This window comes from Nitrospiraceae bacterium (assembly GCA_020632595.1).
Lineage (GTDB): Bacteria > Nitrospirota > Nitrospiria > Nitrospirales > UBA8639 > Nitrospira_E.
This window is the reverse complement of the sequence record JACKFF010000004.1, coordinates 82294-107699: the sequence shown is the minus strand read 5'-3', so window position 1 is coordinate 107699 and position 25406 is coordinate 82294. Positions and strand designations below refer to the sequence as shown.

Here is a 25406-nt window from a genome sequence, read left to right as displayed (position 1 = left end):
AGGCTCAACCCTATCGTGTAATCAGCATGACGCCCACGCCTAATTCCTGCAAGTTGGCCGGTTGTTCTGGAACCGCGGCTTCAAGAAGGAATACCATTGAGCCAAACAACAGAAGCGTGATCGTATGTCCCAGCCCCCAGATCAATCCCTGCTTGAGCGTGTTGGCCACCGAATGGTTTTTGGTCCCAAGTGTGGCGCCCGCCGCCGAGGGTCGGCTTGGATTACATGTCTCATTCCCACCAGAAACCCGAGCACCAATAAACTGACCATTAGCGAACACCCTGCCTGTTTGAAGCGTTGATCTGTGCAGTGACCCAGTCATACCAGTGTTGAAGTCCCTCGCCAGTCGTGGCTGAAATCTGAAACACCTGAAGATTGGGATTCACCTTATGAGCAAATTCCAGACACTTTGTAACATCAAACGTGAGATGAGGCAGAAGATCGATTTTATTCAGGATCATGACGCTGGCATGTTGAAACATGTGCGGATACTTTAACGGCTTGTCTTCCCCTTCCGTGACGGAAAGAACCACGACTTTCGCCTGTTCCCCTAAATCAAATAACGCAGGACAGACCAGATTGCCGACATTTTCAATCAACACTAGTGAATTGGATGGAGGCCGGAGCGTTTCCAGGCCTCGTGCCAACATGTCGGCTTCTAAATGGCACCCGGCTCCGGTATTAATTTGTACGACCGGGCACCCCGCTTTTCGTATGCGCTGGGCATCAAATAGGGTTTCCTGATCCCCCTCGATCACCGAAATGGATATGGCATTTTTCAAATCATGAATCGTGCGTTCGAGAAGCGTCGTTTTACCTGAGCCCGGCGAACTCACGAGGTTGAGGGCCACAATGTTTCTGCCGAGAAACCATCCACGATTTCGTTCAGCCAGGCGATCATTTTTCGCTAAAATGGTTTGTTCCAGGTGAACAGTGGTTTCGTGTTCGTGTCGCCGATCATGTTGAGAACCAAGCTCATGCTCGTGATGGTGGTGCCCATGATCATGGGCATTATGGGAATGAGAGTGATCGGCATTTGAAGGGATGGTTTTATCGGTATGCCCGGATTGCAAGTTCGTCACTCTCGGATTGGCTGAATCAGAGCACCCGCATGTCGTACACATCAGGCTGTCACCATGTGTTTCACAAGCAGTTCCTCTCCCGTGAGCCGCGTGATGTCGACAGAACCACACGGACATTGGCCGTAGAGTTGCTCGAGTTCAAAATGCGTTCCACAGGTTCGGCATTCAGCTGTTCCCGGTATTTCAAGGATCTCCAAGTCAGCACCCTCCGCCACGGTTCCTTGACTGACAATGTCGAAACAAAACCGGATCGCTTCCGGCAAGACCGCACTCAGTTTACCGATGCCGATCGTCACGCGCTTCACCGGCTCTCCACCGGCCTTTTCTGTGACAATGGCCACAATATTTCGAGTGATCCCTAATTCGTGCATGTGAACCTGTCCAGAGCAGTGGATTTCCCACTGGCGGTGATGTTAAAAAGAGCCGCTAAGGATTCATGCCGCAGCCGCCCGGTGAGAACGGCTTTTAGTTTTTCGAGATCGAGAGAGTCTGAAGGGGGTTGCCCGGTCCGAACGATCCCCTTATCGCTCATGAGACAGAGCCCAACCCGCCGCATAGGTCAACCGGTAGAGTTGCCCCTCCTCAAGGATTTCCAGTATTTCAGACGTCATAAATTTCATGACTATTCTTCTCTAGCAGATTCGCGGCAATTGATCGCCCACCAGCGTATCCACGATTCGTGTTCCTCCGAAGGTGGTGGCAAGTATCACGGTTCCTGCCGGTGAGGCGTTGACCTTCCCGATGATAGCGCTGTCTTTGCCTAGGGGATGGTCCCGCATGGCTTCAACAAGTTCGTGAGCGTTCTCAGAAGGGACCACCGCCACAATTTTTCCCTCATTGGCCAGGTACAGAGGGTCGAGTCCGAGAATTTCACAGGCCCCTCGAACCGATTCTCGAACAGGCACATGGGGTTCGTTGATCTGAATCGACACATTTGAGGCCGAGGCGAATTCATTGAGGACGGTGGCCAACCCGCCGCGCGTGGCATCACGCAAACAATGGATCCGGGAACAGACATCCAGCATATGGGACACCAGATCGTGGACCGGCTGAGTGTCGCTTTGGACATCGGCTTCCAGGGCCAATTCATTTCGAGCCAGAAGAATGGCCACGCCGTGGTCACCGATAAAACCGTTCGTAATGATGGCATCCCCCGCCTGAGCCTTAGTTGCCGCAATGGCCACCCCTTCTCGAATCACACCGATACCCGCCGTGTTAATGAAGAGCTTATCCGCGGAACCTTTTTCGACGACTTTGGTATCGCCCGTGACGATGGATACACCAGCTCGATCAGCCGCTTGTTTCATACCTTCGACAATGAGGGCGAGGGTTTCAAAGGGAAAACCTTCCTCAATCACCAGTCCGCAAGACAAAAATAGCGGGCGTGCCCCGCTGACCGCCAGGTCATTAACCGTCCCGTTCACGGCCAATTCGCCAATGTTGCCTCCCGGGAAAAATAAGGGATCCACAACATAGCTATCCGTCGTAAACGCCAGCCGGTCACCATGTTGGAGTAATTCTCCCAACGGGATGGTGGCCTGATCTTCTAAGGTATCGAGGAGGGGATTATTAAAGGTTGGGACCAACAGATTCTGAATGAGATCTCGCATGGCTTTGCCGCCACTCCCATGAGCCAGGGTAATCCGTTCATTGTTAGTGGTTCGGTTCTGCATGGGCTTGGCCCTGACAAAAGCCTGTTGAGAGGAAATAAGCGATTCAGGATTCATCATATTCAACTGATCGTTTAGATTTTTCATTTTCTTATACGGAGCTTCTGGTTGCATGCAGATCTTCTTCAGGAATCCAGCCGTAGTTGTAGTAGGCGGCACAGGCGCCTTCCGTCGAAACCATCAACGCTCCCAAGGGATTTTGGGGAGTGCAGGCCATACCAAAAACCTTACATTGGCTCGGCTTAATCACCCCCTTCAACACTTCCCCGCATTGGCAGGACGTGGGATCGGCAATTTTCAGATTGGGAAGAGGAAATTTTCGTTCAGCGTCAAACGCAGAAAATTCCTCACGGACCCGGACCCCGGAGTGATCGATGGACCCCAACCCCCGCCACTCAAAAAACTCCCGGAGTTCAAACACCTCTTGAATAGCCTCTAACGCTTGCGTGTTCCCATCAGGAGGAACAATCCGTGTATATTGATTTTCGACTTCACAGCGTCCCTCCGCCAATTGTTTCAGAACCATCCACACGGACTGCAAAATGTCCAGTGGTTCAAACCCGGCGATGGTGATGGGCTTTCGATAAAATTCAGCGATAAATGAGTAGGGCTTCGTTCCGATCACCATGCTCACATGGCCGGGGCCCAAAAAGCCGTCAAGCTGAAGATCAGGAGAATCCAGAAGGGCCTTGATCGTGGGAATGATCGTGATGTGGTTACAAAAGATCGAAAAATTGTTGATCCCTTCTTGCTTTGCCTGGAGTATGGTCAACGCCGTACTGGGCATGGTGGTCTCAAAACCAAGCCCGAAAAATATGACTTCTCGAGCAGGATTCACTCGCGCGAGATTCAAGGCGTCTAATGGAGAATAGACCATGCGCACATCGGCTCCCTCGGCTTTGGCTTGCAAAAGATTTTTCTTTGAGCCGGTCACTCGCATGGCATCCCCGAATGTGGTCATGATCACCTCGTCCCGTTCAGCCAGGGCAATACAGTCATCCACGCGGCCTCGTGGCAGGACGCAAACCGGGCAGCCCGGTCCATGGATAAACTCCACTTCCTTCGGGAGCATGTTATGGAGACCATAGCGAAAGATGGTGTGTGTATGCCCACCGCAGACCTCCATGATCCAAATGGGCCGGTCGCGGCAGACGGGTATTCGTCTCACCAGCCCCTCAATTTCCTGGAGAAGGATCCGGGCTTTTTGGGGATCCCGAAATTCATCGACAAATTTCATGGGGTGTCCTTTTTCGTGGCTGACGCGCCGCGATGATCAGCAAGCAGGGTGTGCACGAGATCCCAAAGAATGTGATAGATCAAAACATGGCACTCTTGAATCCGGTGAATACTCTCAGTCGGCACAACCAGGCAATGATCAATGGCAGAAGATGTGGCCATGGCTCCGCCCGCTCCCCCCGTCAGGCCGATGGTGGTCAATCCCATCTCCTTGGCCTTCACAAAAGTCCGCATAATATTTTCGGAATTGCCGCTGGTGGACACGCCGATCAATCCGTCTCCGGACTTTCCCTGAGCGATTAACTGGCGCACAAAAATGTGATCAAACCCCACATCATTTCCCACAGCGGTCATCATGGCCTGATCCGCCGCAAGATTGACGGCGGGGAGCGCAGGGCGCCCGGTGGTGACTGGATGCAAAAATTCCACGGCAATATGGGCCGCATCACAGCTCGATCCGCCGTTGCCCATGGTAAACAGGCGCCCGTTTCGTTGATACATATCCGCTATGGCCATGGCAGCGGCCAAGACTTTTTCGGCCTGTGCGTCGAAAAAGGTTTGGATGACCTGCCGGCTATCTTGTGATTTCATTCTCACCGATTCGAGCAATCCGGCTTGTACACGTGCCGAATCTTTCGAAGACGGCTGCAGGAAGGGATAGAGGGAGGCTAATGTTTTGTGATTAGACACGCGGCTATCCTTTAGGAGGTATTTGACTGACGCATCGCCTGGATTTTTATTTGCACTTCTCCCATTTCAGTCAGCAACTCTAGCGTCCGCTTAGCTTCCTTTTCGTCAATACGACTCATGGCAAATCCGACGTGGATCAGCACCCAATCCCCCACACATGACACAGGGGAATGCTCCTCATCGACAATGCAAGCGATATTCACTTCCCGTCGAACTCCACCCACGTTCACGATCGCGAGCTTATGCTCCACATTGCTGATTTCTACAATTTGGCCGGGTATGCCTAAACACATGTGGATCGAACCTCATTGGTCTCTTGCAACGAACGAGCGGCGGCAATCGCGGCCTGTCCAAGGGCAATGCCACCATCGTTCATGGGAACCTGTTTGTGGGAAAGGACGTTGAACCCTTCTGCCGTCAATTTGCCTTTCACGAGTTCAAACAACACCTGATTTTGAAACACGCCACCTGAAAGGACTACCGTTTGATGCCGGTCATGACCGTCAGGAGATTGTGAGCCCTGTGTAACCATCTGACAAATCACGTTGGCAAGTCCCTTATGAAACCGTGCGGCCATGACCGGAACGGGCGTGTGGAGGATAAGGTCGCCCAAAAGGGCCTGCCACATTCCCAACGGTTCGACATAGGGTAATCCAGAGTGCTTCAGGCGCAAAATAGAAAATGGATACGCCAACGATTCGTCCTCATGATGAAGTGTGTCCTCATCCACCAGCGCTTCCATCTCCATTGCCGCCTGCCCCTCATAGAACACGTGTTCTGTGCAAATACCCATCGCAGCGGCGGCGGCATCGAACAACCGACCGCAGGAACTCGCCAGTGGGCTATTAATCCGGTGGTTCAGCATGCGATCCAACATCACGCGAGGTTTTTTCTCGAGAAAATTACACAATGGCAGATCGGAGTAGTTCATCGCAAATTCCGCCCATCCCATTTCTGCCATCACATGCGCATAGGTGTTTCGCCACGGTTCCTTAATGGCCTGAGTTCCGCCGAGCATTGGCACGGGCTTAAAGGTGCCCACCCGGGTGAAGCCCGCATAATCCGCCAGCAAAAATTCGCCGCCCCACATCGTATCGTCTTCCCCATAGCCCAACCCATCCAAGACTACCCCAAGGACCGGTGCAGTTGTTACGCAAATCCCATTTTCGACCAGACAGGCCGCGAGATGAGCATGGTGATGTTGGATATCAAAAACCGGAAGATGTCCGAAGTTGGCTTGGGCCCGTCCCAACTTGCTCGACAGGTATTCCGGGTGCAAATCAACGGCGATGCAGTCAGGTTTGTGCTCAAAGAGGTGTTGGTAATGAGAGATGGCTCGTTGATAATCGGCATAGGTCAACGAGTCTTCCAAATCTCCAATGTGATGGGAAAGCAGGGCTTGTCCATCTTTGAGAAAGCAGAAGGTATTTTTGAGCTCACCGCCCATAGCAAGAATCGCAGGACTGTGTTCAAAGCCCTGGGGAAACCCTATGGGTATGGGCGCAAACCCTCGACTGCGTCGCAGCACCCGTGGGACCTGATCCATGACTTTGACCACCGAATCGTCAACACGTTGGGCAATCCCCCGATTATGCAGGACCACAAACTCGGCAATGTTGTTCAAATGTACTTTGGCCTGGTCATTGTCGATCCACTGGGGTTCGCCGGCATGGTTTCCGCTGGTTAATACAATCGGCTGAGCCATGCGGTGGAGGATCAAATGGTGCAGCGGTGAGCTGGCTAACATACATCCATAGGTCGACATGCCGGGCGCGACACTTGGCGCAAGGGCCCTCTCCGGATGGCGCTTAAGGATGACAATGGGGGCCGCCTGGCTTTGTAGGAGTTCGGCTTCCCTCTCCCCTACCGCACAATACCGGCGAATCACTTCCAGATCGCGCGCCATTAATGCCAGGGGTTTTCCCTCCCTGTGTTTTAAGGCCCGAAGCCGGCTGACCGCGTCCTCCCGGGTGGCATCGCAGGCAAGTTGAAAACCGCCTAATCCTTTAATGGCCACAATGTGCCCTTTCTGGAGAAGACTGCAGACCGCATCGGCCTCATCCAGCATCGTATAGGAATGCACCGTCACGGGTTTTCCATCCAGACGTTCAATCCACACCTTCGGTCCGCATGCATGGCACGCGATCGGCTGGGCATGAAATCGGCGGTTTTGGGGGTCCTGATATTCCTTCAGGCAGGCCTCGCACAGAGGAAAATCCTTCAGTGTGGTGGAAGGCCGGTCATAGGGAATCCCTTCCTGAATCGTCAGGCGGGGTCCGCAATGCGTGCAGTTGGTAAAGGGATAGCGGTAGCGCCGTGCAAATGGATCGAATATTTCCTTCACGCACTCCGGACAAGGGGCCGCATCCGGAACAATGCCGGTCTGCACAGGACTTTTGTCGGTACCGGCAATGACAAACGTGTCTTCGGGGACCTCACACAGGGAAATGCCCCTTGTGAAGATTTCGGCAATTTTAGCGAGTGGTGGAGGATTGTGAGTCAGTTCATGAATGAATTGCCTGAGGTTCTCTTCCTCGCCGGCCACCAGAATTTGAACACCTTTTCCATTGTTGGAAACACGCCCTCGAAGATCCAGGCGTCGAGCCAGTTGCCAGACCCTCGGACGAAAACCGACACCCTGGACCAATCCAGACACTTGGATAGTGAAAGCCTGTTCGTTGGAGCTTCTTAGGGTTACAGTTTCCATCCTGAAAGCCAGGCTCCATCAATGTCCCACAGTTGAGCACGGTTGTTGCCTTTGTCCGACACCACGACAAACGTGCCACACACCTGAACATGATAAGGCAAGCACAAACTTCCCCTCACGGGAAAACTCCATTGATTATCCCCTGTAGCCTGAAAAGTTGGTTGGCCGGCCAACGTCTGCGCCTTGGCTCCTGTCTGGGGGTTGGAAGCATGCAGACCAATTAATGGGGACTTTGCGGTATCTGCCACGATTAACCAGGAACCAGTGGCCGTGACTCCATAGGGCATGTTGAGTGTCCCGGTCCGGGGCCAAGACAGGCTGGCATTATGGTCGACCAGATGAGACGCAGTTTGGAGAAGAAGCCAACGGCCTGAATTTCTTGATTGAATTCGTCGCTGGAAACATCGGCAATTCGGTCATCGAATGAGATGACGTCTATGGGGGGAATTTGGTCTAGGACCTTCCGGGCATGTTTCTCGGCATTCGCGGTCAAGACCCGGTCATCTGTCGACAGACAGCAAAGGAGGGCCTTCGGCTTTTCAGGCTCACTTTCAATGAGGAGGATGGTTTCTTCCACGACTTCCCTCTTCAAGTAAGCTTTCAAAGTGGTAATGTAGTTTGCATCAACAAGAAACGCAACCGTGAGGGGATTTTTGAAGAATATTAAGGTGGAAGAAATATGCCGGATTTGTTCCATATAAAAGTCTGCCGTCTTCGGTTTCCTCCCATGACTTCCCCATAACACAGCTTCGGTGGCGATCTTTTCGAGGTGTCCATCTCAACTGGACCACATAAAATTTCCCTTTAATCTGTTCCCCCTATTCTTCCACAAAATATGCGGATTGTATTATTTCTCACATAGAGAGCGGACTTCCTAAAGGCCTCGGGATAGCTCTCCTTCCTCTGACGACACCAGGACCGTAACGTGTATAATGAGATGAGATATTTTCCAAGACCATTTTGGGAAAGGGTTTCCCCAAATGCTATCTAGGAACTAATTGAGAGGTATAACTAAAAAAAGTGGTCACACAAAATTCAATCAAAAACGAGAAAATGATGACGACACTATTTGCGGTGTATGGACAACTAGTAAGAAGAGTTTTTATCTTTCTGATGGTAAGTCTTTTTTGGGTAGCACCTTTCGCATCAGCAGGCCCATCTACCTTTAGAATTATCCTCGGCACATTCTCTCCCTATTATTCCCCGAACATCGCCCACATTAGAACAGGCACTCTTATTTCCTGGGAAAACCCGACCGCCGATCTTCATTCCATCACTCATGATGAATGTAAGAACGGGGAACGATGTGCCTTTGATTCCGGCCCTCTTGGCCCCAACCGCACGTTCACGCTACGTCATTTACCTCCCGGCCAGTATCCTTACCATTGTTCATTTCATCCCATCATGCAAGGAACCCTGGTGGTAACCGGGCCTGACACTTCAAGTGAGGCCTGAAATGTTCAGATGAGGACCATCAATAAATCTCAATGAATATCCGATAAGGACAAAATCGGTGTCAGGACGGCAAGGTGATCACTACGACCTTAAATGAGCAGCCCGATGAGCTACACATACACAGGAAAGCAAAAGCCCAAACCCCGGATAACTCCATCTCAGGACTGCATTGATTGTCCATTAAAAACCCCTGTCTTCTGGCCGCTGCTGTTGTTACTTTTTCTGTTCAGTCCTTTCATCTTTTCTTCTGAAATTTCTAATACGTCACCTACCATTCACATTGCAGGCCTCCCTCATGTTTTAAGTCAAGCCATATCCCATGATGGCCTTGAGAGCAAACCACTCGCCTCAAAGGGTGCATTCCAAGACCCGGCTTCTCAAAAATAATAAAAAGCATATCGGGAAGAAATGTGGACCGGTACACACAACGATACCGTTGTGGCCATTTCATCTGTAACCATTCTGGTTACGGTTAGGCTTGGCTTGCGGAGGCCCCCTTTCACCGGGGATTCCGGGTCATCTCAAACGGATAACTACGTTCCGGGTTTCTCTCGAAAGGAGCCCAGAAACACATTCGCGCAGAGGATAAAAGCTCCAAGCAATAGACCACCCACCCCGGTATAAGCAAAGAACTCTGTCAGAATATGCGCGTGGGCCGGTCCCCGACCAATGGACGGCGCCAACCAGAACATCGTATACCAGGAGAGTGGATAAAAACTGCTTAGCCCCAGAAGGATGGCCGACGCTTTCTTATAGGTGGGTGTGAGGGTGGAAAACATGACAATGATGATCAGGCCAAGTGAAAACGCCCCAATTCCTGTGGCATGGAAATGGGCCCGTTGAGCGTACCGCCAAATTTTGTCAGCACTTTTTGAATCATGCACATCCGGATTGGCCAGGACCCCTTGTGCAATATAATCCTTGAACACATCTTCATTGACCCCAAACACACTACCCATTCCCACCCCAAACAAGAGCCCCAGCAACACGAGTGCCAGGCCGATCTTCACAGTGCTTAACTCTCTTTCCATGTGTGGTCTCCCTGCACTCAACGGCTAGGCCAATCGGTGCCTTTTGAATTGTTCATCGAAATTCTTTTCCTTTTTGGCTGCATACGCTAACGACATGTGTCCTCACATGAGGTTCAAAGATCAAAATACGACACGCAAATGAAGGTACCATGAATACCCCATGAAAGTTTCTTCATGAACGTCATCAAAAGACAGGATTCCTGTTAGGGACTTGCAAGACAGGATAAGTCGGAATTGAACCGTTCTCATCGCTTTACCTTAGCAGGATGAGTCTCCTCCAGGGCCCTTGGACATCCGCGGAACCCCCTTCAACCAAGAGCATCTGAAGCCGGCAGGAGATCTTCACGAGTAACGGCTGGTTGTGGACCACGTACCGACCAGTACACTCCATAAAGTGGGAATCATTGGCCTGAAGATGCACCTGCCGGGAGAGCATGATAAGATAGAGAAATTTTAAAAGGTCCCGTAAAGGTCTCCTGCTTCCAGGATTGTTGACATGTTGAAAACTTTGACAATGGGAGTCTTCTGCTTGATGCTAGGTGCCTGTTCAAGCGTTGAACCGGCTGGACAATTACCCACCGCGTTGTCAGTTGATCTCTCCCGGTATAGCGGAATATGGCATGAAATAGCACGACTGCCGATGTGGGGGCAACGAAATTGCGTAAGATCGACAGCCGAATACCGGTTACTGGATTCGGGGAAGGTTGCCGTCCGGAACGCATGTACCACGTCAACCGGCGAGGAAATCAGCATTGAGGGTGTGGCCACAGTTGTTGACCCTGAACATCGGGCAAAGTTGAATGTGGTCTTCGATCAGTGGGCCGCTAAACTTGTGGCGTTACTCACCTCATCAGAGCAGGGGAATTATTGGATACTTCGGGTCGATCCCGACTACCGGCTTGCGATCGTCGGCACCCCTGATCGTGACTACCTCTGGATCCTGGCACGAACCCCCTCGATCGATGAAGCCAGCTATCAGGACATGGTCTCCTTTACTCAGCGCCTTGGCTTTCAAACAGAGCATTTGATCCGTGCCCCGGTCAGCGCCGATTAAGTTCTTGCCTCCCCCAATGAAATAGCAAAATTTTTCGAAAGCGGAAATAATAAGCCGAAGGATATTCCCGATACGGACTTTTGCCATTTCACCATTTACGCAAGGATCACGCCGGTTCTCGCGGTTAATCACGCAAAAGTCTCTGGTATTTCTGAGCAAAGCGAATCCACTGCGGATCGCTTGAACTCGAGCTTGTTATTTTGACAGTGTGTAAAATCGGTCTTTCATGATTTTGCCGTTAGAATATTTATCAAAGGTCTCTCCCATGGAATCACCGAGTTCTGCCAATCTCGAGTCTGGATGGGGATGAGTCTTAAATAATAAGGCAACGCTGCTGTCATTGAGACCTGCATGACCAATTTCCTGCAAGACCATTGGCAGGCCATAGGCGTCATAGCCGGCCCTGGTGGCCAACACCACCCCAATTCTGTCGGCCTGATATTCGGCGTCTTTATCCAATCCGCGTGCCATCACTTCTGCTCCACTTCCGATAAGATTATTCACGGCCTGCTTCGCTTGTTCATTCTTTATTTTGCCGAGTTTTTGGGAAAACAAACTGCTTCCCATATCAATCGCCTGGCTTTGTTTAATGATGGTCAGATGATGCTGTTTGACAACATGACCGATCTCATGTCCCAGGACTCCGGCCAATTCGGCTTCAGAATGAAGTTGGTGATACAAACCTTTGGTGAGAAAAATAAATCCACCCGGGGCAGCAAAGGCATTGATATCGTCGGAATCAATCACTCCAAAATACCAATCAAGGTCGGTTCTTCCACTCTGCAGACTTAGCCACTTTCCAACTTGATTGACATACCGTTGCAAGCGTTCATCCTTGACCAGGGGCGCAGCCCCAAGCAGTCGTCCGGCAATCTCTTGCCCGATGGCTATTTCCTCTTCTGTGGAAGTCCCTTTGACCAGGTCGGTCAGGTCTGTCAGTGATGGAGTTTTCTTGCCCGTTTGTTTCTGCGGAGTACCGTCTTGTGTTTTTCCTGTGGTGGTTTCATCCGGCTGCCCTAATTGTTTGAGGGCATCACCCAAATCAAAGGCATGCGTGAGGCTTCCCATTCCGGAGAATACCAATGTCAAAATGCATGCACGCAGAAGGAATCCTTTCAAACCCGCACGTGCCTGTTGATTGTGGAACATTAGAGGACCGGGCCCTAAAAATTCACCGCGTATATTTTTCTTCATATGATGTTGATGGCTCATATGTTAATTCCCGTCTGTCGGCTGCATGAACGGAACTTTTTGTACTTGTAACCCTGCCTGACTGGCAAATTCTTGTGCTTGTTTCTTTGAAGTCCGATAGGTTTTGAGTGTCTGTAATTCCTGTTCATTAAATTCGGCCTCTTTCAACTCCTCCTCATCTAATCCGCGAACTCCGGTAGCAGCCACAACATTTCCAGTACCGGCTCTCCCAGTGGCCATGCCCAACACTCCTGAGGCTTCAGTTACGGCGGAAACCTTTTCCGAAGCGCCTCCCCGCCGGATATAGAGCATTCTTACCCATCCGGTTTTACCTTTTCGGGACACCTCTAACCATCCGCCTTTTCTTCTCAGAATCTCCACAGGATCCCCTTCCTTTAACGATAGGACTTCTCGAGCATCTTTAAAGGGTTCGCTCATGACCTGGCACGTTCTAAGAGCGACACCGGGATCCGAAGCTTTCCCCTCTTCGGGAAAGACTCCAATCATGACGATTGTCAGGAAGGCTAACCATTTCATCATCACCGTCCTCCTCCTTGCCTTGTGTATACACCGCGGTTCCGGGTGCATCACTGAATGAGTGGTGGGATTTTCGGGTAAAGGATCATGCGGTAATCTCAATCGGCTGCTCCTTGAGATTAACCATGGCTTTAATCACTAAATGTTGCCATGCCTCCAGTCTGGAATTTTCATTTCCATAGGTCAGCGGACCTTGGCACCATCCAAGCTTACATCCTATTCTATCATTCTCACAGATGCTTCGAACCACTTCCCGAACCAGCGCTACCGTTTGTTCACCGGATTTTTCCACCTGCCATGGCTTCGTTTGTACATGATTTTCCACCCAATAGATGAGGAACATATTCTGAAAGGCTTTTTCAATGCCGGCAGGTTTCCGTGAGAAGGCTTCTATCGTGAATCCAACCTTTTTGCCATACAGGCCATGCTTTAGCAGGGTCAGGAATCTCCCTTCCGGGATTTCCTCCAAGCTCTCCGGTTGCACCACCGCCACCACGGTATATTGCCATCCCTCCACCCCCTCTTCCACATTGAGCCAGACATATTTTTCCATGATCGTGGCCTCGGCATAGGCATACACCCGCGCGAGGGAAAAATAGATCAATCCGGCGGTGATGGGTGCCGTTAAATCAAGATAGTAGGTGGTCAGATTCAAGCTCGCGAAAGTAAAGCCCATCAAACCCACTTGCGAACCGGCAAACACCATATCAATGGCTTTTCGTTTCACCCCGGTCAAAAAGGCCAAGGCTGTCGCCCAGATGAGTCCAAGGGCCAGAGCCGTAAAAAGCCAGGGGTTTTGGGCCTGGGTGATCCAATCTCCGTTTTTGATATTTCCAATCGCCGTGGCCAGAATTTCCACACCGGGATGAATCTTCTCCATGGGTGTGGGCTTGGTGTCGAACAGGGCCGCGGCTGTGGACCCGACAATCACAATCTTGTCCGTGAATTCATCCGAAGCCCGTTGCTTTTCCCTCCTTAAGAAATCCTCAAAAACGTCACTGAAGCGAACCGATCTGAAGGCGCCGAATTTTCCACGCCAGTTTAAAAACACATTTGAATCATTCGGGAGTCTCCACCCCAGCCGTTCTCCGAGCTTGGCAGGAAGGGAAAGTACACGCCATCCAAAATGATCGCGATAGATGGGGTACTGGCGCACAATGCCATCCCGGTCCGGATAGACATTGTTGGTCCCCATTCTTCCGCTCTGTAAAATGCCGGTGAAGGCGGGCAGGACCAGGGCAATCCCTTTTTCTTCTTGTGCCTCGCCATGAACGGGCTCTACGCCGGGAATCATGGAAGGGGTCACCTTGCTGAGTTCATCATTCGTTGGAGACAACCGCATCATGGGGAAAAATGTATTTTCCGATTCACTGACGACGTCGTTGAAGTACGAATCCGATTCTTGATTGAACACATCAGGGTCACTAAATAAAATATCAAACACCACCGCTGAGGGCTGTTGCTCTTCTAAGGTTTCCAGAAATTCCGCAAAAACCTGACGGGGCCAGGGCCACCGGCCATATTCTTGAGCCATGGCCTCCAAACTGGCTTCATCAATATCCACAATCACAATGTCGGGGTCGGCTTTGTGAAACAGGATCCGGTTTTTCATGATCACATCAAATGTCTTCAGTTTCATTCCGCGAATCAATTCGAACGAGCCGGCATCCAATACCACGAGAACGCTACAAAAAATCGCCAAATAGAGATAAAACCGACCTTGCGATTTCGTCACATAGCGATATCCCACCTGTATGAGTTTTTCAATAGAAAGATTTTTCATATGGTGAACAAGGACAGGCACCGTGGCCCATTCCGAACGGATTTCATGCCCGGCATCAAAAATTGAAAAAACCAAGCGAAGACACGGTTTGTAAAAGTCCGCACAGAATCCGCGGAAGATATCGTGGAGGTAGAACAGTCAATTCTCAAGTGAAAATAGTAGCCAACACATGGGAAAAAGTACAGGCTCTCTATGAGTCAAACTTTTCAACAGTCTTTCGCGCAGCTCTTTAGCATAACCTATTTGTTGATTTTGTGACTTTCATAGGGCTTTCCCCAAGCATTCTGGTTCGACGTCTTTTGAATTCCAGACTGTGGTTACATTTCAGCTACGAAGGGTAAATCCCCAGGGTTTGGCAGGATTCTTCTTTCATTATTTCGGTGTATTTCGTTTTACATTTGGCCTATAATGCTTCAGACTCAATGCGGTCTCGCCATAATTCGTCGAAACGAATGGCTCGGATCTTTTAATATATTTCTAGTCACGTGAAGACTGCCTCCGACCGCGTACGTTTGTCTCCGCGAACCCCTGTAACTCGATATTCTCCCCCTTGGTTTCTTAAACTCCATCGACTCTCTCCAGGCACGATTGTGGTATTGGGAGGAGTCGCCGCCATTATGACAGGCACGATCCTCTTACTGCTTCCATGGGCAACACCGGCGTCAAAACCATTGTCAATCATTGACGCGCTATTTACCGCCACATCAGCTGTCTGCGTCACCGGCCTGATCGTTGCCGACACCGCTACAGACTTTACGATCTTTGGCCATACGATTGTTCTCATTCTTATTCAGATTGGCGGACTGGGATACGCGACGCTTGTCACCATGCTGCTTCTGACTATGGGGCGTCAAATAGGATTGAGGGATCGGCTGATGATGGCTGAAGCCTTAAGTTTACTCAATTTGCAAGGATTAATTCCATTTATCAAGACCATTGTCCTGTGGACTTTTACACTCGAACTGTCAGGTGCTATGTTGTTAAGCATTCGATTTCTTCAAGACTATCCGCTTGGTCAGGCAATCTACCATGGAACCTTTCAAGCGATATCCGCCTTCAATAACGCCGGATTTTCTTCATTTTCAACAAATTTGATCGCTTATCAGACCGACGTCACCGTGAATCTGGTCGTGCCGATTTTGATCATTATCGGAGGCTTAGGATTTATTGTCCTGCTTGACGTGGCGCAATTTTTTCGAGGAGAACGTCACCGCCTTCAGGCACATTCCAAACTGGTGCTTGTCATTACCGGCTGCCTGATTGTCGGAGGAGCTTTGAGTCTCTTGTTTCTTGAATGGAATAACCCCAAAACCCTGGGAGCTTTACCAACGATCGATAAAGCCCTGGTGGGGACCTTTCATGCAATTTCTGCCAGGACGGCAGGCTTCAATACTATAGATTTGAGTCAATTGGGTAATGCCTCTCTCTATCTCATTGTCATTTTCATGTTCATCGGTGGATCACCCGGAGGGACCGCTGGTGGAATCAAGACGACCACGTTCGGGATTATCGGGATGTTTGTGTGGACCATCTTGCGGCATCGTGAAGACGTGAATTTTTTTTGGCGCCGGGTCCCGACGCTGGTCGTCCACCGGGCCCTGGCATTGGCTATTCTCGCCATGCTTCTTTTGACCGTGTTCACGCACCTCTTATCCATGGTTGAAAGTCATCCATTTCTCTCTCTCCTGTTTGAAGTCGCGTCGGCCTTGGGAACAACCGGGTACTCCGTGGGCAATGGCGGCGTACTAAGCCTCTCTGCATCCCTGACAAGCTTTGGTAAATTTGTCATTATTCTCTGCATGTTCATCGGGCGATTTGGTCCGTTGCTGCTCGGGCTCGGCTCATTTCAGGAAAAAGGAAGAACACTGTACCGATTTCCGGAGTCAAAAATTTCTATTTGTTAGCATTGCATTCGTCGCTGGGCAGATAACCCTGAATGCCCCCTCTATTCAGACAGGGAAGCAGACAACCAGGCAGGGATAATGACAAACCTTCATGCTCCTGAGCAGAGCCATGCCCCAAAAGCTCTAGCGATCACATCCGTGGCCAATCCTTTTCAACCTAATAGGGAACACAGAATATTGGTCATGCCCGTTGCGCACCGGAGAATTCATCTTTAGGTGGAAAATGAGATCCTTGATCGGCATGACGCAAGGCATCCAATCGAAGGTCGTACCGTTGTTCAGGTCCAATGTGGTCCAAAACCCCCAATCCTTCCAGAACTTTAAGGACTCCCGGTTTAATTCCCACAAAGTATAGCTTCTGGCGATGTGCCTCAACCATGCGAAGCATATCTTCAACCGCAAGGGCGGCAGTTCCGTCAATGGCCGACACATCCGTTAAATCGAGAACGACATGGGTAAAAGTGTTGAAGCCTTTTAGCGACTCCAGGCGTCTCACCATGGTTTTTGCCGAACCGAAACTCATCGGGCCATCGACATGAATCAGGACAATCCGACCGTTGTTGCGTTCAAGAATCGTTTTTTCTTCAGGATGAAACGGGATCTCCTGTGTCGGCTCACTAATGACCCGTAAATTGGCTAATTCAAGTTCGGCCATGCGCTTGACAAACAAAAGGCTTGCCAGGACGATACCCACGCCAACAGCCGAGATGAGATCCACAAGAACCGTAATGATCAGTACCACTCCCATGATCAGCACATCGGTTCGTGGGGCTTTGACCAAGTGTCGGAGAAATCTCCAATCGATAATATCCAGCCCCACCTTGAATAAAATCCCGGCTAACACAGCCAAAGGAATCTGTTCCGCTAACGGTCCCAGCCCCAGCAATGTGGCCAATAACACCAATGACATGAGGATTCCCGACAGGGGCGTTCGGCCGCCACTCCGAATATTTGCCACCGACCGCATTGTCGCGCCTGCTCCCGGAAGCCCACCAAATAGGCCGGCCATCATATTGCCAATTCCCTGACCAATTAATTCTTGATTCGAATCATGTTGGGTACGGGTCATGTTGTCACACACCAGGGAGGTGAGCAGACTATCGATACTTCCTAGAAGAGCCAACACCACCGCCCCCTCTATCATTAGAAGAAATACACTGCTCTCCATATCAGGGATCATCAAAGACGGAAAACCTTCCGGAACAGTTCCAATCACGGGTGCGTGAGGAAAAAAGAAATAGGCTCCCAGGGTGCCTGCACATAGGGCCAGCAGTTGGGGAGGAATCAATTGACTCATTCGTACTGGTGTCAGATACATGATCGCAATAGTCAGAAGCCCCAGAATGGTCGCTTGGGGGAAAGGATTTGATAAAAATTCCGGAATGGCGACCAGATTGGCATAAATTCCCTCCGGCTTGGCCTCGAATCCAACAAGCGGTCCCACCTGCAAAATAAGAATAATGCATCCAATTCCGCTCATGAATCCTGAAATCACCGGATAGGGAACAAGGGCAATATAATGCCCGAATCCGAGCAATCCGAACAAAATTTGCATCCCCCCACCCATGATCACCACCGTAAATGCGAGGGCGGGATGGTCAGAGAATTGAACCAGAATTCCAGCCATCACCACCGTCATGGGACCGGTGGGGCCGGAACATTGCGCAGGGGTCCCCCCGAATACGGATGCGAACAATCCGACAAAGATAGCGCCATAGAGCCCGGCAATCGCACCGGCCCCTGAAGCCACTCCAAAAGCGAGGGCCAATGGTAGTGCGACCACAGCCGCCACCACTCCACCGTAGATATCCCCTCGAAGGTTATTGAAATGCAGTCCATGAATCATGGGCATCGTCTCTCTTACTCCTCTATGAATGAAATCCTTCGAAACCATGACTTTCGGCAAATCAGGCGTCCTGCCTGCTGCCGTGTGTGTTGGGGGGTGCCTCGGAGAAGAACATGACCTTTATCTCTATTGTAGATTAGCCTCCATCGTGCCTGTTGCTAAAAAGAAATACCGGCGAAAATGGAAGAAAAGATTTATGCGATTGAGTTTTCTGCTCTTACTGGATAAATTAACGGGAAAACGGATGAAATGGCAGAGGGGAAAACCTGACAGGACCACACAAGACCGATTGAAATATTGTTCAATCGAGGAAGGGGGTGGGAGTTTAGAGAAGATTTCCGGACGTCAGCACACCACAACTCAGAGCAAACTGCACAAGGTCGGCACGACTACGAAGACCAAGTTTTTCCATAACCCTTGCACGATACGTTTCAACCGATTTGATACTAATCCCCAATTGATCGGCAATGTGCTGATTGGTAAACCCTTGTGCGACCAGACGGAAAATCTCGCGCTCTCTCGGACTGAGTTGTCCCAGCAATCCAGGGGCCCTGTCGGCCAGACTTTTCTTGGAGGCTCCGGAGAGATCCTGCCCCACCCCTTTCCCTACCGTCCAATCCACAAAGGTCTTTCCTTGGGCCACGGTACGGATCGCCGTTAACAATTCAGTGTCGGCCGCGCTCTTGACGACATACCCGGAAGCGCCGGCAGCTAATGACCCGCGAACGTAGCCGCTTTCGGTGTGCATCGTCAGAATAAGAATGTACCCGGAAGGGCAACATTTTCTCAGTTCGCCGATTGTATCAATATGCATATGACCCTGCATGGCCAGATCCATGATTATGACATGAGGCATCAGGTCTCGAACAACCCCAATGGCGGAAGCGGCGTCTCCGGATTCACCAACGACTTCCATGTCCGCTTGCCCATTGATCAAGAGGCGCAATCCCGCTCGGAGGACTGCGTGATCATCGACAATAAAAATCCGGATCTTCATGCCCCCTCTCCTTTTAAGGGGATGTTGACATAGATGGTGGTTCCGGTTCCGGCAGATGATTCAATGGAAATCGAACCATTGAGCAACAGGGTTCGCTCCCGCATTCCATGCAGGCCAAGATGCGCACCTGCCGCAGCCTTTTGAACAATCGCCTGGACGTCAAATCCTTGGCCATTATCTTCCACAATAAGTCGAATCTGTGCCGGATTTTGCTGTAGAAGTATTGACACGGTAGTGGCCTTGGCATATTTGCCGACATTTGTCAGCGCTTCCTGAACAATTCGATACAATGCGGTCTCTACTGCGGGAGCCAGTCGGTCCTTACTTTGCCAGTTTTGCGCTACATCCACCTCTATCCCATAGGTCGAACTAAATTCGGCCCCATAGCGGGAGATGGCTTCCTCTAGTCCAAAATCATCCAGTACGCTTGGACGCAGACCTTTTGCCAGTCGCTGAACCTCCTGCAGTATCGTGCTCGTAATCTTTCGAAGATCATTCACCCGGGCTCCCATTCCATCTGAACGTGCTTCATCCTCAGCCGCACGAAGTCTAACCAGAAGAGAAGTTAGCGATTGGCCAATTTCATCATGTAATTCCCGACTGATTCGACGCCGCTCGTCTTCTTGAGCCGTCATGATTTTGTCCAACAGATGGCTATGAAGCGCTTCAGCTTTTTGAAGTTTTTGATAGGCCAAGGCATTCTGAATGGCAATAGAGGCTACTTGCGACACCCCAATCATGGTTTGCTGATCAACATGTGTAAAGCCACTGGCCTTCTCTTTGTTATGGACTTCAATACATCCCAAAAGAGTATCCTTGGCATCCAGAATCGGAATGCTTAAAGCTGAATGAATATTAAAGGCTTGACGAAAATCCATCTCAATCTGTCTGTCCTCCTGTGCTTGATTCGTGAGATAGGCCGTCTTATGCAGGAGAAGCCAGCCGGGTAATCCCTGCCCCGCAGACCAGGAACGATGACAGGGGGTTATTGTCCGACCTTGAATATATTTTTCACATATCAACGTTTCACCCGAGGCCAACCCGGCAAACCCGGCATGGGCCTGGACCAGTTGAATGGCTTCTGTTACCAATTCGTCCAGAAGCGTTTCGAGCACGAATGTCGAATTCAATTTTTCACTCAGACGAAGCAGGGCTCGAATAACGTCTTCTTCCTGCTTTCGCTTGGTGAGATCCCCCATCACCGCGGCAAACCCATGAAGTTGATCATGTTCATCACGTAAGACGGTGATGCCCACATGCCCCCAAAACCTCGACCCGTTTTTGCATATCAACCATTCCTCCTTCATGACACTCCCCGAAACTCTAGCCTCAGTAAGAAAATTGCTTGGAACGCCCGAATCAATAGCTAAGGGTGCATATAACACGCCATGAGGCCGACCCAGAACCTCGCCCGTGGAATAACCGAAAATATGCGCCGCACCGGCATTCCAACTGGCGATTTTCCCTTCCGGATCCAGCATCACAATTCCATAATCCTTGATGCTTTCGGCGACCAGCCCAAATCGATCCTCACTGGTTCGAAGAGCTTCCATCGCCCGCCTTCGTTGGAGGGCCAACAGCGTAATGCCCCAAATACCGGCGATACAAAAAGCTCGGTTGATGATGGGAAACCGGAATGGCCAACTCAATGATGAAGGTGCCCCCTCGGAGGCAAAAAACGTGAGGGCAAAGCCTATGATCGTGAGAGCGGTGCATCCAATGGCCACAACATATACCATCCTTCGTGGCAAACGTTGGGTCGCAAAGAACACCACCCCTGTGTACAACATTTCTTCCGCAAATCCTCGCGGGAGCAGGAGGTCAAACGTGAAAACCCCACCAGCCAGGATTAGGGTTAAGATAAAATCTTTTGGGTTGTATAATTTGCTTGAATACATAAGGAGAAAAACCCGCTCTCCTCATTCATTGAAGATGTCGGTAAATTCCTGAGTGGGAATCTACCTGGTGGGTGGACGATCAATGGCACTACAGCAGCCGCACCAGGCACAAATGATTTCGTAGAGTTGAACGATGCCCCATAAGGTTGCGGGAATGATGATAACAAAGAGGGTGACGACAGCAAATAATCGCCAGAGAGGATGTTTGGGTTTTGGGGAAAAATCTTGTGACATGACAGGTGGAAGGAAACTATAGCAGGCCACGTCTTTCAAGATAGTCTCGATTGATCACCGTGGCGGGTTTTGGCGGGAGAGCTCCGCTTGCTTGCAACAAGCGTTCAACATACTTTCCAATTAAGTCGGATTCCAGATTGACCATGTCCCCTATTTGCTTAAGGCCCATAGTGGTCACTTTGGCGGTATGCGGAATGATGGCTACGGCAATGGAACGATCCGACACAGCATTGACGGTCAAACTAATCCCATCCACCGTAATGGAGCCTTTTGGCACACAATACCGGATAATTTCCTCTGGCGCTTCAATGGTGAGTTGAATCGAATTTCCATCCTGCTGTCGGGCACGCAAAAGACCAGTGCCATCGATATGACCTGTAACCAGATGGCCTCCCATCCTGGCATTGAGTTTCATGGCACGTTCCAGATTAACCGGTGTCCCGACAGTAATGGTGCCTAAGGTTGTGCAGTTCAATGTTTCGGTGGACACATCCACTGAAAAGCCCGTATCACCCACCTGGCTTGCCGTTAAGCAGGCACCGGCCACACTAATACTATCTCCCAGTTTGAGATCTTCTAAAGTCAGCGAAGCCAAAATGGAAAATTTTGCACCAGCCAAACCTTTATCGATTCCCTGAATCGCACCGATTTCCTCAACAATTCCGCTAAACATGTCCCACCTGTTTGGTTATTGGATATCGCTGTCTTTATTTAAGAAAACATTTTTCACGACCACAATAAAGACCAGCACTAAGATCACGACCCCGATGGACGCCATAATCCCGATGATGAGATCACCGGTTCCCATTTCTTCATTCATGGCGTTCGACTCCTTTGCCTGCCCTTCAGGAAAAAGCCATTATAACACAACTGGTTTTTTGATCCCCATCATTGTGACACCAAAAAATGCCGCCGTCAGTAATAAAAGGACCCCAATACAGAAAAACCCTCCTCCATAACCAAAGGTATGGATCAGTAGGCCGGCCAGGAGCGGTCCGCCTGCATGCCCGAAATCCATAATGGTTCCCCGTAATCCCATACCAGCTCCCAGATCTTTTCCTTCTGAATAATCAGCAACCAGGGCAGTGGTCGAAGACGTTACCACCGCTTCGCCAAATCCAAACGCTCCGGCGACCACTAATAACAGAATATACCCCTGGATCTGGGGAATAATCATGACCATGAGACCGCACAGAAACAGCCCGCCAAAAATCAGCGGCTGCCTGGCCCCACGATCAGAAATTCGCCCCATCACTGGTTTGGCAATAAACGAAGTCAACGCCTGCACTCCAAACAAAACCCCGATTTCGGCGGCGTTCAATCCGATTGTCAATCCATAGAGGGGTAAAAACGCCATCAGCGTGCCGTTGCCCATCATCTTGGCAGCTTCCACGCTACTCGTGATGAGGATGGGTGGGATCTGGCAGACTCGGCGGAGGCCTTCACCCATTTCCTTCCATAGGGCAGGGAGGGAATATTGGCGGACACGCGAAGGTCTGGGCGTCCGGGGGATCATCCAGAAGAAGACTAAAGCCAACATCCCAAACAATCCGGCTAGGAGAAACGTGGGGGCAAATCCATATTGATAGACGATAGCTCCCCCAATCATTGGACCCAGCAGTCCCCCGCCCTGGGTTGCCGAGGTATACCAGCCAAAAGCTTCCCCCCGGCGTTTGGCAAAAAGCTCTGCCACCATCGCTAAGGCCAGGGGCGTAAACATCGCGGTCGCTAATCCATGAAACAATCGGAGTATACCTAACGTCCAGAGATCCGAGGTGAACGGATAAAGAAAAGGCGGAATCGCAAAGGCCAAGACTCCTCCCAACATCAACCGTTTTCGATTGATCTGGTCGGAGAGCAATCCTATCGGAAGCTTGAGGACCATACCGGTCACTGTCGAGACAGCCACTAAGAGGCCGACAAGGAATGGGCCGGCTCCAAGGCTTTCTACAAACAGAGCCAGGGCCGGTCGACGCACCATGTCATAACTGACAAAACTGCAAAAACCGACGAGACAAAGACTGATAAAGGTCTTTGAATCTTTCATGCTAGAAACCAGACGAACGGGAGAGCCGGTGAAAAAACGAAGTCATGACGAGATACTGAGAAGAAAAACAAAATTCAACATAGTCAAATTCCACATGCCATGGTTTTAAAGAAATTTATCGATGGCCTGATCAGCCGCCGATTGACCCAGCACGCATTATGGGTTCGATGGGGATACGAACGTGAGTTCGAGGGTTTCCTGTCGGCCCGCAATGAGCGTTATCTTGGTTTCCTGATAACCCAGCACCGGATGCCAGGCCCCGACCGTATGTGTGCCAGCAGGAATATCCGTCAATCGAAAAAGCCCGTGGTCGTCGGATACCGTCACATACGGATTCGCGGTTAACAAAAGCCAACCTTCCATAAAGCTGTGTTGATCACATGACCATTTGATAATGCTGCTACGCCGTGTTTTGAGTGGAAGCGTGGCTTCGCCCCCCTCTCCCAAATCGGGAATATGAAAAAGCGGCAGCCGGCCATTATCCAACATTTCCCACCCCCGAATCTGATGAAGAATGGGATCGCGCATAGCCAGCCGGAGATTTTGATCAGCCACGGTACCGATGACTCGTGGCACAAATTGACATCGGTCCACCGCCAGGATCGGCCCTTCTTTCGGGAGAGGTTTCCCACGATCAACTTCTTGCAGAAAAACGACTACATCCGCCAGGTGCAGTTTGGAAGACACACGGACTTTCGGAATATTGATGAACCCTTTTTTGTCCGCAATGGTCTGACAGAATTCGGGATTGCTTCCCATGGTGACTTTATAGGATTTGGACGTTGGAACAATTCCCTCAAATTTCATAACGCCAGTGATCGACCCTCCACCGGCAACCACCTCTTCCTGATAGGCACTCACCATTCCTCCGCTCGGCAGAGCCCACAACACCAACCCCACGATGAACACGGGGAGGACTCTCCATTGCCTTTCCTGTCTTTTGCCCCGATACCCATCCATCACACAAATCTCCTCCCTCAAAATTTGACCTTAAGAGTCAACCCGGAATTCCAGTATCCAGGACGCGACCTAATTGGAAAATACAATCGACTCATTAATCGGGGAACAGTGACCATTCAGTCCACCCTGGGGGTCTCATCTTTAATTTCTCAACACGTGTGTATGAAACTATCGACTTAAAGAATACCTGCTTTTTCTACTGGTTATGACATCCATAGAAACAGCCTGACAGAAAAAAGTGCATATTTTCCTCTTTGATGATTTCAACACACCTTATTTTTCCCTACCCGATACCCTTCGCCATTGATTCACTCCACGTAATACATTCTTTTGGCATCTTAAAAAGAATCACCCGTTGATTCATCCGTGCCCCTTGAGCCTTCATTACAAAAAAATCATCTTGCCGTTTTATAGACCGTGCTGGCAAGGGCAAATCACTTACTGGTGAGGGGGAAACTTTTGGAAAGTAAAGAGGAGAGAGAAGGACTTGGCTGCCCAGAAACGGGCTGCCTCTTGGGCAATCTTCGATGCTAGCATCCCAGCGATTTAGCCACCAACATCGTTTCCGTAAAACTCGGAATGAGCAGAATTTAGGAGGGAGAGACCGCAGATAAGGCGTCCTGTTCGGACTGGCACACCGAGATAAGTTCATGGATTTGGAGATTTTGAAGCAATTCCCCGACACAACCTTGCGGTTGAATCCAACTTATCCTGCGTCGTAATTCCTTGAATTGATAAGAGCACAACACCAGAAAACCCAATCCAGCGCTATCCACAAACGTTAAGCCTTTGAGGTTGAGAATCAGATGCTCTTGTTCGGTATGGCAACATTGATTGATAATGGCCTTCACATGCCATCGGGAATGCATATCTAGCCGACCATGAAAATCTACGACGGTAGCGCCTTGAGTTCCACGTATAATGACTTCAATGGCCATAATCTTAAAAAACTTTATCGGTCCAATACGTCAGACCTTAACGAACGTTTCTTCCTGGCTGCTCATCTCACCACCCATAGTGAAGGCAAAGAGCATGGTTTCTTTTCTTTTAATCGATCTGTATCAAATTAGTGTTTTCAACCACC

At 50.3% G+C, this 25406-nt stretch carries 24 protein-coding genes; 4 read left to right on the top strand and 20 right to left on the bottom strand.

Features of this window, described 5'->3' with window-relative positions:
• Nucleotides 1-10: 10 nt before the first annotated feature.
• The 9 genes from H6750_09640 to H6750_09600 all read right to left on the bottom strand — a co-directional run bounded on the left by H6750_09640 (nt 11) and on the right by H6750_09600 (nt 7672).
• Nucleotides 11-280, bottom strand: a complete 270-nt coding sequence (locus H6750_09640; protein ID MCB9774569.1) for a hypothetical protein — start codon at nt 278-280, stop codon at nt 11-13.
• Nucleotides 270-1124 (bottom strand): hydrogenase nickel incorporation protein HypB, encoded by an 855-nt coding sequence (gene hypB / locus H6750_09635; GenBank protein ID MCB9774568.1) that lies wholly within the window; start codon nt 1122-1124, stop codon nt 270-272. Before hypB ends, H6750_09640 begins: the two co-directional genes overlap by 11 nt.
• The gene (locus H6750_09630) at nt 1124-1453 is read right to left on the bottom strand and encodes a hydrogenase maturation nickel metallochaperone HypA (protein MCB9774567.1); all 330 of its coding nucleotides are present in this window, start codon (nt 1451-1453) and stop codon (nt 1124-1126) included. Before H6750_09630 ends, hypB begins: the two co-directional genes overlap by 1 nt.
• Nucleotides 1454-1714: 261 nt before the next feature.
• Nucleotides 1715-2809 carry a hydrogenase expression/formation protein HypE gene (gene hypE / locus H6750_09625; GenBank protein MCB9774566.1) on the bottom strand — a complete coding sequence of 365 codons (1095 nt, stop codon included), beginning with the start codon at nt 2807-2809 and terminating at the stop codon, nt 1715-1717.
• Nucleotides 2810-2843: 34 nt separating this feature from the next.
• Nucleotides 2844-3989: a hydrogenase formation protein HypD gene (gene hypD / locus H6750_09620; protein ID MCB9774565.1), complete on the bottom strand. Its 1146-nt coding sequence runs from the start codon at nt 3987-3989 to the stop codon at nt 2844-2846.
• A complete protein-coding gene (locus H6750_09615; GenBank protein MCB9774564.1) occupies nt 3986-4579 on the bottom strand; it encodes an SIS domain-containing protein in 594 nt (197 codons plus the stop codon). The genes hypD and H6750_09615 overlap by 4 nt, the downstream gene beginning before the upstream one ends.
• A gap of 110 nt (nt 4580-4689) precedes the next feature.
• Entirely contained in the window at nt 4690-4971 is a 282-nt protein-coding gene (locus H6750_09610; GenBank protein MCB9774563.1) for a HypC/HybG/HupF family hydrogenase formation chaperone, read from the bottom strand.
• Nucleotides 4962-7385, bottom strand: a complete 2424-nt coding sequence (hypF, locus tag H6750_09605) for a carbamoyltransferase HypF (GenBank protein MCB9774562.1) — start codon at nt 7383-7385, stop codon at nt 4962-4964. Before hypF ends, H6750_09610 begins: the two co-directional genes overlap by 10 nt.
• The gene (locus tag H6750_09600; GenBank protein ID MCB9774561.1) at nt 7373-7672 is read right to left on the bottom strand and encodes a hypothetical protein; all 300 of its coding nucleotides are present in this window, start codon (nt 7670-7672) and stop codon (nt 7373-7375) included. The genes hypF and H6750_09600 overlap by 13 nt, the downstream gene beginning before the upstream one ends.
• A 182-nt stretch (nt 7673-7854) precedes the next feature.
• Here H6750_09600 and H6750_09595 point away from each other — a divergent pair, with 182 nt between their 5' ends.
• Both H6750_09595 and H6750_09590 read left to right on the top strand, forming a co-directional pair.
• Nucleotides 7855-8052 carry a hypothetical protein gene (locus tag H6750_09595; GenBank protein ID MCB9774560.1) on the top strand — a complete coding sequence of 66 codons (198 nt, stop codon included), beginning with the start codon at nt 7855-7857 and terminating at the stop codon, nt 8050-8052.
• A 446-nt stretch (nt 8053-8498) separates the two neighbouring features.
• Nucleotides 8499-8840 carry a cupredoxin domain-containing protein gene (locus tag H6750_09590; GenBank protein MCB9774559.1) on the top strand — a complete coding sequence of 114 codons (342 nt, stop codon included), beginning with the start codon at nt 8499-8501 and terminating at the stop codon, nt 8838-8840.
• 533 nt (nt 8841-9373) lie between these two features.
• Here H6750_09590 and H6750_09585 read toward each other — a convergent pair.
• Nucleotides 9374-9871 (bottom strand): hypothetical protein, encoded by a 498-nt coding sequence (locus H6750_09585; protein ID MCB9774558.1) that lies wholly within the window; start codon nt 9869-9871, stop codon nt 9374-9376.
• 496 nt (nt 9872-10367) lie between these two features.
• On the opposite strand from H6750_09585, the gene H6750_09580 reads away from it, so the two are divergent.
• The gene (locus tag H6750_09580) at nt 10368-10925 is read left to right on the top strand and encodes a lipocalin family protein (protein MCB9774557.1); all 558 of its coding nucleotides are present in this window, start codon (nt 10368-10370) and stop codon (nt 10923-10925) included.
• A 195-nt stretch (nt 10926-11120) separates the two neighbouring features.
• Here H6750_09580 and H6750_09575 read toward each other — a convergent pair whose 3' ends face one another.
• From H6750_09575 to H6750_09565, 3 genes are all read right to left on the bottom strand, one after another.
• On the bottom strand, nt 11121-12074 hold the full coding sequence (locus H6750_09575; protein MCB9774556.1) for a M48 family metalloprotease: 954 nt from the start codon (nt 12072-12074) through the stop codon (nt 11121-11123).
• 66 nt (nt 12075-12140) lie between these two features.
• A complete protein-coding gene (locus H6750_09570; protein MCB9774555.1) occupies nt 12141-12656 on the bottom strand; it encodes an SH3 domain-containing protein in 516 nt (171 codons plus the stop codon).
• A gap of 82 nt (nt 12657-12738) precedes the next feature.
• Nucleotides 12739-14457: a CHASE2 domain-containing protein gene (locus H6750_09565; GenBank protein ID MCB9774554.1), complete on the bottom strand. Its 1719-nt coding sequence runs from the start codon at nt 14455-14457 to the stop codon at nt 12739-12741.
• Between the two features lie 596 nt (nt 14458-15053).
• Between H6750_09565 and H6750_09560 the strand changes: the two genes are divergently transcribed.
• Nucleotides 15054-16340 carry a hypothetical protein gene (locus tag H6750_09560; protein MCB9774553.1) on the top strand — a complete coding sequence of 429 codons (1287 nt, stop codon included), beginning with the start codon at nt 15054-15056 and terminating at the stop codon, nt 16338-16340.
• A gap of 181 nt (nt 16341-16521) precedes the next feature.
• Here the strand turns inward: H6750_09560 and H6750_09555 are convergent, their stop codons facing one another.
• The 7 genes from H6750_09555 to H6750_09525 form a co-directional block, all read right to left on the bottom strand.
• Nucleotides 16522-18192, bottom strand: a complete 1671-nt coding sequence (locus tag H6750_09555) for a SulP family inorganic anion transporter (GenBank protein MCB9774552.1) — start codon at nt 18190-18192, stop codon at nt 16522-16524.
• Nucleotides 18193-18511: 319 nt separating this feature from the next.
• On the bottom strand, nt 18512-19183 hold the full coding sequence (locus tag H6750_09550) for a response regulator transcription factor (GenBank protein MCB9774551.1): 672 nt from the start codon (nt 19181-19183) through the stop codon (nt 18512-18514).
• Nucleotides 19180-21081, bottom strand: coding sequence for a PAS domain-containing sensor histidine kinase (locus H6750_09545; GenBank protein ID MCB9774550.1), 1902 nt, complete (start codon nt 21079-21081; stop codon nt 19180-19182). The genes H6750_09550 and H6750_09545 overlap by 4 nt, the downstream gene beginning before the upstream one ends.
• Nucleotides 21082-21331: 250 nt before the next feature.
• Nucleotides 21332-21988, bottom strand: coding sequence for a riboflavin synthase (locus H6750_09540; protein ID MCB9774549.1), 657 nt, complete (start codon nt 21986-21988; stop codon nt 21332-21334).
• Between the two features lie 186 nt (nt 21989-22174).
• Nucleotides 22175-23362, bottom strand: coding sequence for an MFS transporter (locus tag H6750_09535; protein MCB9774548.1), 1188 nt, complete (start codon nt 23360-23362; stop codon nt 22175-22177).
• A 156-nt stretch (nt 23363-23518) separates the two neighbouring features.
• Nucleotides 23519-24322 carry a carboxypeptidase regulatory-like domain-containing protein gene (locus tag H6750_09530; protein MCB9774547.1) on the bottom strand — a complete coding sequence of 268 codons (804 nt, stop codon included), beginning with the start codon at nt 24320-24322 and terminating at the stop codon, nt 23519-23521.
• 590 nt (nt 24323-24912) lie between these two features.
• Nucleotides 24913-25260 (bottom strand): STAS domain-containing protein, encoded by a 348-nt coding sequence (locus H6750_09525; GenBank protein ID MCB9774546.1) that lies wholly within the window; start codon nt 25258-25260, stop codon nt 24913-24915.
• Nucleotides 25261-25406: the final 146 nt, after the last annotated feature.